Annotated in this window: 9 protein-coding genes; 4 read left to right on the top strand and 5 right to left on the bottom strand. The window is 74.8% G+C overall.

Annotated elements, in window-relative coordinates:
* Positions 1-19: 19 nt before the first annotated feature.
* The 3 genes from BS73_RS31025 to BS73_RS31015 are packed head-to-tail and all read right to left on the bottom strand — an operon-like array spanning position 20 to position 2,917.
* On the bottom strand, positions 20-487 hold the full coding sequence (locus tag BS73_RS31025) for an SCP2 sterol-binding domain-containing protein (protein ID WP_037577711.1): 468 nt from the start codon (positions 485-487) through the stop codon (positions 20-22).
* A gap of 32 nt (positions 488-519) precedes the next feature.
* Positions 520-1,488: a MaoC family dehydratase gene (locus tag BS73_RS31020; RefSeq protein WP_084704488.1), complete on the bottom strand. Its 969-nt coding sequence runs from the start codon at positions 1,486-1,488 to the stop codon at positions 520-522.
* 31 nt (positions 1,489-1,519) lie between these two features.
* Complete coding sequence (locus BS73_RS31015) at positions 1,520-2,917, bottom strand: 3-oxoacyl-ACP reductase (protein ID WP_037577710.1); 1,398 nt, start codon at positions 2,915-2,917, stop codon at positions 1,520-1,522.
* An 86-nt stretch (positions 2,918-3,003) separates the two neighbouring features.
* On the opposite strand from BS73_RS31015, the gene BS73_RS31010 reads away from it, so the two are divergent.
* The 4 genes from BS73_RS31010 (at position 3,004) to BS73_RS30995 (ending at position 9,387) form a co-directional block, all read left to right on the top strand.
* Positions 3,004-4,347, top strand: a complete 1,344-nt coding sequence (locus BS73_RS31010) for an acetyl-CoA C-acetyltransferase (protein WP_037577709.1) — start codon at positions 3,004-3,006, stop codon at positions 4,345-4,347.
* A 147-nt stretch (positions 4,348-4,494) separates the two neighbouring features.
* Positions 4,495-6,492 carry an AMP-dependent synthetase/ligase gene (locus BS73_RS31005; protein ID WP_037577708.1) on the top strand — a complete coding sequence of 666 codons (1,998 nt, stop codon included), beginning with the start codon at positions 4,495-4,497 and terminating at the stop codon, positions 6,490-6,492.
* Positions 6,492-8,297: an FAD-dependent oxidoreductase gene (locus BS73_RS31000; RefSeq protein WP_051941186.1), complete on the top strand. Its 1,806-nt coding sequence runs from the start codon at positions 6,492-6,494 to the stop codon at positions 8,295-8,297. Before BS73_RS31005 ends, BS73_RS31000 begins: the two co-directional genes overlap by 1 nt.
* Before the next feature lie 160 nt (positions 8,298-8,457).
* Positions 8,458-9,387, top strand: a complete 930-nt coding sequence (locus tag BS73_RS30995; RefSeq protein ID WP_037577707.1) for an SDR family oxidoreductase — start codon at positions 8,458-8,460, stop codon at positions 9,385-9,387.
* Here BS73_RS30995 and BS73_RS30990 read toward each other — a convergent pair.
* Both BS73_RS30990 and BS73_RS30985 read right to left on the bottom strand, forming a co-directional pair.
* The gene (locus BS73_RS30990) at positions 9,375-10,949 is read right to left on the bottom strand and encodes an MFS transporter (protein WP_063837101.1); all 1,575 of its coding nucleotides are present in this window, start codon (positions 10,947-10,949) and stop codon (positions 9,375-9,377) included. The genes BS73_RS30995 and BS73_RS30990 overlap by 13 nt on opposite strands.
* 85 nt (positions 10,950-11,034) lie before the next feature.
* Positions 11,035-12,429, bottom strand: a complete 1,395-nt coding sequence (locus BS73_RS30985; protein WP_051941185.1) for a cytochrome P450 — start codon at positions 12,427-12,429, stop codon at positions 11,035-11,037.
* Between the last annotated feature and the right edge of the window lie 72 nt (positions 12,430-12,501).

The raw sequence follows: 12,501 nt of genomic DNA, 5'->3' as shown, positions 1-12,501 counted from the left end.
TCCTGGTGGTGGTCGGCGGTCAGGGCTTGGGGATGTCGAAGTAGCGGGCCAGTCCGGAGGCCAGCGCGACATCGCCGGCGACCTTGAGCCTGCGGGTCATGAAGAGGGTGATCGGGCTGGTGTTCCCGGAGAAGAGCTTCAGGAACTCGGCGTCGCCCATGGTCAGCGTGGTGCGCGGGGTGCCGTCGCCGCGCCCGGCTCGCACCTCGCAGACGCCGTCCGCGATGTCGGTCTCGTAGACGGTCTCCTCGCCCTCACCGCCGGTGATCTTCCAGCGGACGAGAGCCCTGAGCGAGCCGGCCGCCTCCGGCCGGAAGCGGTCGCCGGTCCGCGCGAAGACCGCGTCGATGATGCGGGCGCGCAGCTCGCCCCGCATCACCTCGCCGATCTCCTTGCCTGACCGGCCCTTGACGATTCCGGCGAACTCCTCCGGGGAGATGGCCGAGAAGTCGAGCCCGGCGAGTTCCTGGGCGAGTGGGGTGCTCATCTGGGGTGCTCCTGAAGCGGGATGACGACGGGTCAACTGGACGGCGCCTGCCCCGGACGGGCCGGGGCACCGGCGCCGGGACGGCCGATTGTTCCGCGCAGATGGGTGCGCGGTCGGTCACCCGTACCGGTGAGCCGGAAGCCCTCGGCGTCCGCGCGCAACCGGACGTGCGCCGGCAGCAGCACCGGCGCACGGAACTCCACCCGCGCCTCGTACGGGCCCTCGGGCAGCAGTCCGGCGCCCTCCAGCGCGGCCAGGCAGCGTGCCTTGGTCCACATCCCGTGGGCGATGTGCCGGGGGAAGCCGAAGAGGCGGGCGGTGAGGGGGTGGAGGTGGATGGGGTTGCGGTCGCCCGAGACGGCGGCGTACGCCCGGCCGAGTCCGGAGGGCAGCCGCCAGTCCTCGTCCAGGTCGGGGTCGACTGCATCGGGGACGACCGGGTCCGGCTCGGCGGGCTTCCGGCCGGCGGGCCCGGCGGCCGCGGCGGCGTCACCGGGACGACTCCCGCGCCGGAGGTAGGTGCTGACGGACCGCCAGGCGACCGCGCCCGAGCCGGCCGAGGCCTCCGCCGTGACCTCCACCGAGGTGCCCTTCGGGTGGGGTCGCGGGGCCGCGACGGTGACCTGGTAGTCCAGCCGCTCCTCGGGGCCGATCGGGCGCAGCCGCTGGACGGTGTTGCCGATGTGCACCAGCCCGAGCAGCGGCAGCGGGAAGTCCCGGCGGGCCATCAGCGCCATGGAGAGGGGGAAGGCCTCCAGATGCGGATAGGTGACGGGGAGGGCGCCGGAGTCGGCCGGGAAGCCGCAGAGCTCGCGGTAGCGGGCCAGTCGGCGGCGGTCCACCGGCCGGTCGCGCAGCCGGAGCCGCGGCTCGGGGCGGCCGGAGCCGGCGGCCGGCGCGGATCCCGGCACGGGCTTCGGCGCGGAGCCCGGCGCCGGCTTCGGCAGCAGCGCCCGGGCGTACGCGCCCAACAGGCCGGGTGGGGAGGTGAGTTCGGTCATCGGATCCGGTTCGCTCCTTGCCTTGGGGCCGTCACGCGCCGAGCAGGGCCTGGCCGCAGACCCGCAGCACCTGACCGGTGATCGCCCCGCTGCCGGGCGCGGCCAGGAAGGCCACCGCCTCGGCCACGTCCACCGGCAGGCCGCCCTGGTTGAGGCTGGTCATCCGGCGGCCGGCCTCGCGGACGAAGAGCGGGATGGAGGCGGTCATCGAGGTCTCGATGAAGCCGGGGGCGACGGCGTTGACGGTGATCCCGCGCTCCAGCGTCCGCCGGTCCCGGCCGAGCGCGCCGACCAGGCCGATCAGACCCGCCTTGCTGGCCGCGTAGTTGGCCTGTCCGACGTTGCCGGCGATGCCGCTGATCGAGGCGGTGCAGACCACCCGGGCCGCGTCCGCCAGGGTGCCGTCCGCCAGCAGGGCCCCGGTGATCCGCTGCGGGGCGGAGAGGTTGACGCCGATCACCGCGTCCCACTCGGCCCTGGACATCCTGGCCAGGGTGCGGTCCCGGATGATGCCGGCGTTGTGCACCAGCACGTCGAGGCCGCCGGGGCCGAAGTGCTCGGCGAGCCGCCGGGACGCGTCGGCCGCGGTGATGTCCAGCGCCAGGGCCGACGCGGAACCGCCGATCCGCTCGGCCACCGCCTTCGCCGCCGCCTCCTGGGCGGGCACGTCGAGCACCACGACCCTGGCTCCGTCCCGGGCCAGGGTCTCCGCGACGGCCTCGCCGATCCCCCGGGAGCCGCCGGTGACCAGCGCGGTACGCCCGTCCAGCGGCCGGCTCCGGTCCGCGGGGGCGGCCGACGAGCGCGCGGCCGCCCCGATGCGCAGCACCTGCCCGGAGACGTACGCCGAGCGCGCGGAGAGCGCGAACCGCAGCGCGGACTCCACCCCCTCCTCCGCCCCGGGTTCCACCAGCAGCAGATGCGCGGTGGACCCGCGCCGGAGCTCCTTGCCGGCCGAGCGGACGAAGCCCTCAAGCGCCCGCTGGGCCGCCGACTCGGCCGGTCCGTCGGCGAGTTCGGGCGGGGTGCCGAGGACGATCAGCCGCCCGCAGCGGGCGAGGCTGCGGATCCGCGGGTGGACGAAGGCGTAGAGGTCGGCGAGTCCGGACGGGTCGGTGATCCCGGTCGCGTCGAAGACCAGCGCGGCCGGCTCCGGGTGCTCGTCGACCGGCCGGGCCTCCCCGCCCGCCTCCGAACCCAGTGAAGTCAACAGCTCAGGAAGGGTTTTGACGAACCGTCCGGTGGGCGTACCGTCGTCGCCTCCGGCGAAGCCGAGGAGTACCGGGCCGCGGAGGTCGGGGTCGCCCGGGCGCTGCCTGCGGAGGGTGGTCGGCACGGGCAGGCCCACCCGCTTCGCGAGGAAGGCGCCCGCCGGGCTCCGGGTCCACCGCAGGTAGCGGTCGGAGGTGCGATCCGGCCGGTCCGGCATATTGCTTTCTCCTTACGGACTAGTAAGTTTACGCCAGAGTAAGTACCTGGGGCCGGAACGGCAAGAGAGTCGAACGGAGTGACTTCATGACGGGGACCGAACGCCCGGCGGCCGTGCGCCGGGTAGCGATCGTCGGCGGCAACCGCATCCCCTTCGCCCGCGCCGACGGCCCGTACGCGACCGCGGGCAACCAGGAGATGCTGACCGCCGCCCTGGACGGTCTCGCCGAGCGGTTCGGCCTGGCCGGGCAGCGGCTCGGCGAGTTCGCCGCCGGAGCGGTGCTCAAGCACAGCCGGGACTTCAACCTCGCCCGGGAGACCGTCCTCGGCAGCACCCTGGACTCCCGCACCCCCGCCTACGACCTCCAGCAGGCCTGCGGCACCGGGCTGGAGGCGGTGGTGCTGATCGCCAACAAGATCGCCCTCGGCCAGATCGACAGCGGCGTCGCCGGCGGGGTGGACACCACCAGCGACGCGCCGCTCGGCGTCAACGACCAGCTGCGCCGGATCCTCCTCGCCGCCCGCCGGGCCCGCGGCACCGGCGCCCGGTTGCGCGCGCTGGCCGGCCTCCGCCCCGGCCACCTGGTCCCCGACATCCCCCGCAACTCCGAGCCGCGCACCGGCCTCTCGATGGGCGAACACGCCGCCCGGACCGCCGCCGCCTGGGGGATCTCCCGCGCGGACCAGGACGCGCTGGCCGCCGCCAGCCACCGGCGGCTCGCCGCCGCCTACGACCGGGGCTTCCTGGACGACCTGGTCACCCCGTTCCGCGGACTGACCCGCGATCAGAACCTCCGCCCGGCCAGCACGGTGGAGTCGCTGGCCCGGCTCAAGCCGGTCTACGGCAAGGACCTCGCCGGCGCCGGGCCCACCATGACCGCCGGCAATTCCACCCCGCTCACCGACGGCGCCTCCACCGTCCTGCTGGCGAGTGAGGAGTGGGCCGCCGAGCGCGGGCTCCCCGTCCTGGCGTACGTCGAGCACGCCCGCACCGCCGCGGTGGACTTCACCGCCGGCGAGCACCGCGCGGACGGGCTGCTGATGGCCCCCGCCTACGCCGTCCCGCCGCTCCTCGACGACCTCGGCCTCAAGCTGGGCGACCTCGACCTCTACGAGATCCACGAGGCCTTCGCCTCCCAGGTGCTGGCCACCCTGGCCGCCTGGGAGAGCCCGGAGTTCTGCCGCGAGCGGCTCGGCCGGGACGAGCCGCTGGGTACCGTGGACCGGGAGCGGCTCAACGTGGCGGGCTCCTCGCTCGCCGCCGGCCACCCGTTCGCCGCCACCGGCGGCAGGATCGTCGCCACCCTCGCCAAGGCCCTCCACGAGAAGGCGGCGGAGGAGCGGCGGAACGGGACCGGCCGCCGGCTCAGGGGCCTGATCTCCGTCTGCGCGGCCGGCGGCCAGGGCGTCACGGCGGTCCTCAGCACCTGACGCGGCCGGGCGGCCGCACGGCCCCCGGCCTCCGGCCCCCGGCCACGTCCGTCACCTCCGCGCCCCCACGGAGTACCGGAACAGCAGCATCGCAGCACCACCCACGGCACCGATCCCCCGCAACGACGCGAGTACGAGGAGCCGCACATGGGCAGCACCTTCTTCAACGACCTCCGGGCCGCCAGATCCCGGCCGGAGCTGGCCGGCCGGGCCCGGGCGGAGCTCCGGCGGGACCCGGACGGCAGAGTGCGGGAGGCCCGGGTGCCCCCGCTGGTCCCGCCGTCCGACTCCGGCAGCCTCGCCGACCTGCCGTTCGCCAACGCCGCCGGCGACCCCGCCGCGACCGCCCTCGAACGCCAGGTGGGACCGGGCAGTTGGCGGCCGGTCAGCGCCGAGGTCTTCGCCCGGGACGTGGCCGACACCGCCCGCGGACTGATCGCCGAGGGCCTGGAGCCGGGCGCGCGGGTGGCGGTGATGTCCCGCACCCGCTACGAGTGGGCGGTGCTGGACTTCGCGGTCTGGGCGGCCGGCGGGCAGGTGGTCCCGATCTACCCGACCTCCTCGGCCGAGCAGGTGGCCTGGATCGTCCAGGACTCCGAGGCGGTGCTGCTCTTCGCGGAGAACGCCGAACAGGCCGCGGTCGCCGAGGAGGGCGCCACCGCGGCCGCCGAGACCTCGGCCGAGGCCGACGCCTCGCCGATCCCGGTGCGGGTCATCGACCCCGGGCGGAACACCGGGACCCCGCCCGCACTGCCCGGCCTCGCGGAGGCCGGCGCCGCGATACCCGACGCGCGGCTCACCGAACGCCGGGCGGCGCTGACCCCCGACACCATCGCCACTCTGATCTACACCTCCGGGACCACCGGCCGCCCCAAGGGCTGCGTCCTCACCCACGGCAACCTGCGGGCCGAGGCCGCGAACGTGATCGAGCTGCTGCTGCCGGTCTTCAGAGCGGTGACGAGCGAGCAGCCGAGCACCCTGATGTTCCTGCCGATGGCCCACGTACTGGGCCGCGCCCTGGTGATCGCCTGCCTCCTCGGCCGGATCACCGTCGGCCTCTACCCGAGCATCCGGCCGGACGAGCTGCGCCCGGAGCTGAAGGCCTTCCGGCCCACCTTCCTGGTCGCCGTCCCGTACTTCTTCGAGAAGGTGCACGACACCGCCCGGCAGACGGCCGAGAAGCTCGGCCGGGGCTCCTCGTTCGTCCGGGCCGACCGGATCGCGGTGGAGTACGCCCGCGCCGAGCTGGACCGGCTGCTGGGCCGCGGCGCCGGGCCGGGCCCCGGCCTCCGGCTCGCCCACCGCCTCTACGACCTGCTGGTCTACCGGCGGGTGCGGAAGGAGCTGGGCGGCCGGGTCCGGTACGCGATCAGCGGCAGCTCGGCCCTGGACCCCCGGCTCAGCCTCTTCTTCTTCGGCTGCGGGCTGCTGGTCTACGAGGGCTACGGCCTGACCGAGACCACGGCCGCGGCCACCGTCACCCCGCCGCTCGAACCCCGGCTGGGCACGGTCGGCCTCCCGGTCCCCGGCACGGCGGTCCGGATCGCGGCCGACGGCGAGGTGCTGATCAGCGGCGGCATCGTGTCCCGCGAGTACTGGCGCAACGAGGACGCCACCAAGGCCTCCCGTGAGCTGACGGACAGTCAGGAGTGGTTCGCCACCGGCGACCTGGGCGAGCTGGACGAGGACGGCTACCTCACCATCGTCGGCCGCAAGAAGGACATCCTGATCACCAGCGGCGGCAAGAACGTCTCCCCCGGCCAGCTGGAGGACCGGCTGCGCAGCCGCCCGCCGATCGGCCAGGTGATGGTGGTCGGCGACGGGAGGAAGTACATCTCGGCGCTGATCACCCTGGAGCCGGAGGCCGTCCGGCACTGGCTGGCGCACCGGAGGCGCCCGGTGGACACGCCCCTCGCCGAGCTGCGCGAGGACCCGGAGATGCTGGCCGACGTGCAGGCCGCGGTGGACTACGCCAACCAGTCGGTCTCCCGCGCCGAGTCGATCCGCCGCTTCCGGATCCTGGACGCCGAGTGGACGGTGGAGAACGGCCTCCTCACCCCGTCCCTGAAGGTCAAGCGGCACGAGGTGAGCAGCCGGTTCGCCGAGGACGTGGCGGGCCTCTACGCCGGAGAGGGGAACGGCTGATGACCGGCGATCGAACCGACTCCCCGGGCGGGCAGGGCCCGGACTACGACGTCGTGGTGGTCGGCTCCGGCTTCGGCGGAGCGGTCGCCGCGCTGCGGCTGACCGAGAAGGGCTACCGGGTCGGCGTACTGGAGGCCGGCCGCCGCTTCGCCCGGGAGGAGCTGCCGAAGAACTCCTTCGCGCTGCGCGACTACCTCTGGGCACCGCGGCTGGGGATGTACGGAATCCAGCGGATCCACCTGCTGGGCAAGGCGATGGTGCTGGCCGGCGCGGGCGTCGGCGGCGGCTCGCTCAACTACGCCAACACCCTGTACGTGCCGCCACGGGAGTTCTTCCAGGACCGCCAGTGGGCCGGGATCACCGACTGGCAGCAGGAGTTGGCCCCCTACTACGACCAGGCGCAGCGGATGCTGGGCGCCCGCCTCAACCCGACCACCACCGTCGCGGACGAGCATCTGCGGGCGGCGGCCGAGTCGATGGGCGTCGGCGGGACCTTCCACGCCACCCCGGTCGGGGTCTTCTTCGGCGACGGCCGGGACGCCGGCGGCGCGGCCGGGGCCAGGGCCGCCGCGGGCGCGGAGGTGGCCGATCCGTACTTCGGCGGGGCCGGCCCGAGCCGCCGGGCCTGCGTGGAGTGCGGGGAGTGCATGACCGGCTGCCGGCGCGGCGCCAAGAACACCCTCAACGAGAACTACCTCCACCTCGCCGAGCGCGGCGGCGCGGTGATCCACCCGATGACCACCGCGACCCGGCTGGAGGAGCGGGCGGACGGCACCCTCGCCGTCCACACCGTGCCGACGGACCGTCAGCGAAGTGGCCCGGTAAGGGTGTTCACCGCGCGGTGGGTGGTGCTGGCGGCCGGCACCTACGGCACCCAGACGCTGCTGCACCGGATGGCGGACGAGGGCGTGCTCCCCCGGCTCTCCCGCCGGCTGGGCGAGCTGACCCGCACCAACTCCGAGTCCCTGGTCGGCGCGCTGACCTTCCCACGCCGCTACCGCGCGCGCTGGGGCCGGGACGCGGAACTGGACTTCACCAAGGGCGTGGCGATCACCTCCTCCATCCACCCCGACGAGCACACCCACATCGAGAACGTCCGCTACGGCAAGGGCTCCAACCTGATGGCGCTGATCTGCGTGCCGCAGTACCGGGTGGGCGGGCGGCTGCCGAAGCCGCTGGCGGCGGCCTGGGCGTTCGCGCGGCATCCGGTGATGGTGGGGCGGACGATCACCACCCGCGGGTGGTCCGAGCACACCATCATCGGCCTGGTGATGCAGACCCGGGACAACTCGCTGCGCACCCTGCGCAAGCCCAGGGGCTTCAAGAAGGGCCTCCTCACCGCCGTCCAGGGGCACGGCGAGCCCAACCCGGTGCACATCCCGCAGGGCGCGGAGGCGGCCCGGGCGCTGGCCGAGCGGATCAACGGCTTCGCCGGCACCAACATCGGCGAGCTGACCGGCCGGCCGCTCACCGCGCACTTCCTGGGCGGCTGCCCGATCGGCGCCTCGCCGGAGGACGGCGTGGTCGACCCCTACCACCGCCTCTACGGGCATCCGGGGATCAGCGTGGTGGACGGCGCCGCGGTCTCCGCGAACCTCGGGGTGAACCCGGCCCTGACCATCACGGCGCAGGCGGAGCGGGCGATGGCGCTGTGGCCGAACGCGGGCGAGGAGGACCCCCGGCCGGCGCCGGGTGCGGCCTACCGCCGGCTGGCGCCGGTGGCGCCGCGGTGGCCGGCGGTGCCGAAGGGGGCCTTCGGGCAGCTGCTGCTGCCCGTGCCGGAGGTGCCGGCCAAGGAGGAGTGACCACCGCCGAAGGACCCTCCGACAGACCATGACAGTCGCTGACATCGGATGCTAGGCTGGCTTCGATGTCAGTCGCTGTCATGGCTGGCCCGTTGTTGCCGCCCCTCCGGGCGGCCCCCACAGTGGGCCCGGGGCAGTGCGTACTCAGGAGGTCCTTCACATGCGTGTATTCGTCACCGGCGCGTCCGGCTGGATCGGCTCCGCCGTGGTCCCCGATCTCGTCGAGGGCGGCCACCAGGTACTCGGGCTGGCCCGCTCCGACTCCTCCGCCCAGGCCCTGCGCGCGGCCGGCGTCGAGCCGGTCCGCGGCAGCCTCGACGACCTGGACACCCTCCGCGCCGCGGCCGAGTCCGCCGACGGGGTGATCCATCTCGCCTTCAACCACGAGCTCGCCTTCGCCCAGGGCGACTTCAAGGGCGCGGTGGAGGCCGACCGGCGGGCCGTCGAGGCGCTCGGCGAGCCGCTGGCCGGCAGCGGCAAGCCGTTCGTCCTGGCCTCCGGCACCCCGGTCGAGGCCGGCCGGACGGCGACCGAGCGGGACGGGCACGCCGTCCCGCCGCTGGACGCCGTGCCGCCGCAGGCCGCCGGGCCGGTCGGCCGGATGGCCACCGCCGAATGGGTGCTCTCGCTGGCCGACCACGGGGTCCGCTCCTCCGTGGTCCGCCTGCCGCGGACCAACCACGGCGAGGGCGACAAGGGCTTCGTCGCCACCCTGGTGCAGACCGCCCGGGACAAGGGCGTGGCCGGCTACTACGGCGACGGCGGCAACCGCTGGCCGGCCGTCCACCGCCTGGACTCGGCGCACATGTTCCGGATCGCCCTGGAGGAGGCCCCGGCAGGATCCACCCTCCACGCGGTCGCCGACGAGGGCGTTCCGCTGCGCGAGATCGCCGAGGTGATCGGCCGCCACCTGGACCTCCCGACCGCCGCCGTCCCGCCGGAGGAGGCGCAGGCCCACTTCGGCTGGCTGGCCATGGTGCTCGCCCAGGACCAGCCGGCGTCCAGCACCCTCAGCCGCGAGCTGACCGGCTGGCGGCCCACCCAGCCGGGCCTGCTGGCGGACCTCGACAAGGGCCACTACTTCGCCTGAAGCCGCTCGCGCCGGGCGCGGACCCGCAGCGGCGCCGTCTCCGGCATCAGCCACAGCACGGGCAGGGCGAGGAGGGCGACGGCGGCGGTGAAGGCGCCCGGCGCCAGATCCCAGCCGGTGGCGTGCACCAGCCACTCCGAGATGTACGGGGTCACCCCGCCGAAGACCGCCGTGGCGGTGGCGTTGCCGAGCGCGAGCCCGGTGAGGCGGTCCGCGGTCGGGAAGAGCTCGGGCCCGGCGGAGGCTGCGACCGCGCTGAACGCCCCCGCGATGGCGGCCAGCACACAGGCGCCGAGCAGTGCCGCGGCCGCCGCCCCGCTCGCCATCAGCGCGAACATCGACACCGGCAGCAGCACCGCCAGTGCGGTGATCGCGGTCAGCAGCGGGCGGCGGCCGAACCGGTCGCCGAGCCCGCCGGCCAGCGGCGTGGCGGCGATCACCACCGCCGAGGCGCCGGTCGACAGCCACAGCGAGTCCGCCTCGGAGAACCCGGCGTCCTGGGTGAGGAAGGTGGTCACATAAGTGACGCCGCCGTAGTAGGTGACCGAGCCGACGGCGGACATCACGAAGGCGCGGGAGATCGGCTTCCAGTCGGCGCGAAGCAGTGCCGGGAGGGCTCGGGTGCTGCGCGGCGGGCGGGCCGTTGGGGCGGCGGCCGGGGCGGCCGGGGCCTCGGGGGCTTCGGCGGCTTCGGCGGTCTCGGCGGCTTCAGGCGCTTCGGGGGCCGTTGGGAAGGCCCGCGAGGATTCCTCGCCGGCCCGCGGGCCTCCGTCGACCGCCGCCGGGGCGGCCGGGCCCGCCGGAGCGGCCGGGGTCCCGCCCGGCTGCGGGGCGTAGTCCGGGGACTCCGCCATTCCGCGCCGGGCCAGCAGCGTGCCGGTGGCCAGCAGTGCGCCGAAGGCATAGGGCAGCCGCCAGCCCCAGGTGTCCATGTCGCCGTCCGGAACCAGTGCCGCGGTCGCGGCGGCGGCGCCGACCGCGAGGAGGCCGCCGATCTCGCTGCCTGCCGAGGCCAGCGAGGCCACCAGTCCGCGCCTGCGCTCCTCGGCTCCCTCGACGAGATAGGTCAGCACGGTGTTGTATTCGCCGCCGACGGAGAAGCCCATCACGCACCGCATCAGGAAGAGCAGCCCGCCGGCGGCGATGCCGACCTGCCGGTAGGTGGGCAGCACCGCGGTGGCCCACATCGCCCCGCACATCACCGCCATCGAGGCCAGCAGCACCCGGCGGCGCCCGACCCGGTCACCGATCCGGCCGAAGAAGACCGCCCCCAGCGGCCGGAGGACGTATGCCACCGCGAAGACGGCCAGGGTGATCAGCACCGAGGACTCGTCGCCCCGGTAGAAGACCCTGGCCATGATCGTGGCCATGTACAGGTACAGCGTGAAGTCGTACCACTCGACGACCGTCGAGAGGCCGGCCACCACCAGCGAGCGGGCCGGCAGCGCGGAGCCGGGGGCGGGGGCGGGGCCGCCGGAACGGCCGAGGCTGCGCTCACCCGCGCCCCCCGGCGCCGCCGGTTCCGCCAGGCTCCCCCGGTCCGCCGGGTCCGCACTGCGCATCCATGGAAGCGCAATCTATCGGATCGAGTCCGATATGCGGCTTATGCCGGGCCGGGCGGATGGCCGACGCCCCGTCAGCTTCCCGTCAGACCCCCGCCAGCGTCGCCGGGATCGGGGTGGACGGCTGGAGGGTCAGCCGCGGGACGGGGGCGGGCCGCACCTCGGGACCGGTCTCCAGCCGGAACCGCCGGGCCAGCACGGCGACGATCAGCACCGCCTCCACCTGGGCGAACCGCGCGCCCAGGCAGGTCCGCTGGCCGCCGCCGAAGGGGTACCAGGCGTGGTCGGTGGTCTCCCCCGGGCCGGCGTCCGGGTCCCAGCGCTCGGGGCGGAACTCGTCCGGCCGGGCGAACCAGCGGGGGTCCCGCTGGACCGACCACATGCTGCTCCACACATGCGTCCCGGGCGCGATCGGCCGGCCCCCGACCGAGGCCCCGTCCAGCGCGACCGAGGTGGCCAGCCAGATCGGCGGGTACAGCCGCAGCGCCTCCTTGACCAGCTGCTGGGTCCAGGTCAGGCGCGGGTAGTCGGCGAACTCCGGCAGCCGCTCGCCGCCGTCCAGCACCTCGGCCAGCTCGGCGTCCAGCCGCTCGCGGGCCTCCGGCGAGCGGGAGAGGAGGTACCAGAGCCAGGTCAGCGCGGTGGAGGTGGTCTCGTGGCCGCCGATGTAGAAGGTCACCGCCTCGTCCCGGAGCTCCTTGCCGCTGAGCGGGACGCCCTCCTCGTCCCGGGCCGCCAGCAGCCGGCTGAGCAGGTCGTCGCGTTCGGCGCCGTCCCGGCGGGCCTCGGCCGCCCTGTGCTCGGCCACCACCCGTTCGATCTCCTCGTCCAGCCTGGCCACCGCGTCCTTCAGCCGGGCCCTGCCGGAGGTCGGCACCCACGGCGGCAGATACATGGTGGCGCCGCGGAGCTCCGCGCCGATCTCCTCCTGGGAGTCGGCCATCGCCTGGGCGATGACCTCCTCGCGGCCCTCGGTCTCGACGCCGAAGATGGTGCGGACGGCGATCCGCCGGGTGAGCGCGGTCATCTCCCGCTGGACGTCGATCCGCTCGCCGGGCCGCCAGCCCTCCGCCAGCGCGTGGGCGCAGGAGACCATGGTGTCGGCGTAGGCCTTCACCTGGCGGGGCCGGACGGCGGGCTGCACCAGGGCGCGCTTGCGCCGCCAGTCCGCCCCGCGGCTGACCACCACGCTGTCCCCCATCACCCGGCGGAAGGCCCAGCCGAGCTCGTTCCGGGTGAACACCTGCTCCATCCCGCCGAGTACCTCGTTCACCTGCTCCGGGCGGGAGAGGAGGATGTTGCGCTGCGGCCCCAGCCGCCACTCCACCCAGTCCCCCTGGTCGCGCAGCCGGCAGAAGAAGGCCAGCGGGTCACGGGAGAACTCGGGCAGGCTCCCGATCAGGGGCCAGCCCCGGGGCCCCCTGGTCACCGGGACGTCGGCGGGCGCGGGGACGGGGGCGGGAACGGCGGCAGCAGTCACTCGAACATGCTGCCCCAGGACCCTGATGGGCCGTCAACTACGGTTCCATGACAGTTGCTTGGAGAGACGGCG

This window comes from Phaeacidiphilus oryzae TH49 (genome assembly GCF_000744815.1).
GTDB classification, from domain to species: Bacteria; Actinomycetota; Actinomycetes; order Streptomycetales; family Streptomycetaceae; genus Phaeacidiphilus; species Phaeacidiphilus oryzae.
This window is presented reverse-complemented; position numbering and strand designations above follow the sequence as displayed.

What these genes read in the sequence shown, in the direction of transcription:
- BS73_RS31025 (WP_037577711.1), bottom strand. Translation starts at nt 487, where the DNA reads ATGAGCACCCCACTCGCCCAGGAACTCGCCGGGCTCGACTTCTCGGCC.
- BS73_RS31020 (WP_084704488.1), bottom strand. Translation starts at nt 1,488, where the DNA reads ATGACCGAACTCACCTCCCCACCCGGCCTGTTGGGCGCGTACGCCCGG.
- BS73_RS31015 (WP_037577710.1), bottom strand. Translation starts at nt 2,917, where the DNA reads ATGCCGGACCGGCCGGATCGCACCTCCGACCGCTACCTGCGGTGGACC.
- BS73_RS31010 (WP_037577709.1), top strand. Translation starts at nt 3,004, where the DNA reads ATGACGGGGACCGAACGCCCGGCGGCCGTGCGCCGGGTAGCGATCGTC.
- BS73_RS31005 (WP_037577708.1), top strand. Translation starts at nt 4,495, where the DNA reads ATGGGCAGCACCTTCTTCAACGACCTCCGGGCCGCCAGATCCCGGCCG.
- BS73_RS31000 (WP_051941186.1), top strand. Translation starts at nt 6,492, where the DNA reads ATGACCGGCGATCGAACCGACTCCCCGGGCGGGCAGGGCCCGGACTAC.
- BS73_RS30995 (WP_037577707.1), top strand. Translation starts at nt 8,458, where the DNA reads ATGCGTGTATTCGTCACCGGCGCGTCCGGCTGGATCGGCTCCGCCGTG.
- BS73_RS30990 (WP_063837101.1), bottom strand. Translation starts at nt 10,949, where the DNA reads ATGCGCAGTGCGGACCCGGCGGACCGGGGGAGCCTGGCGGAACCGGCG.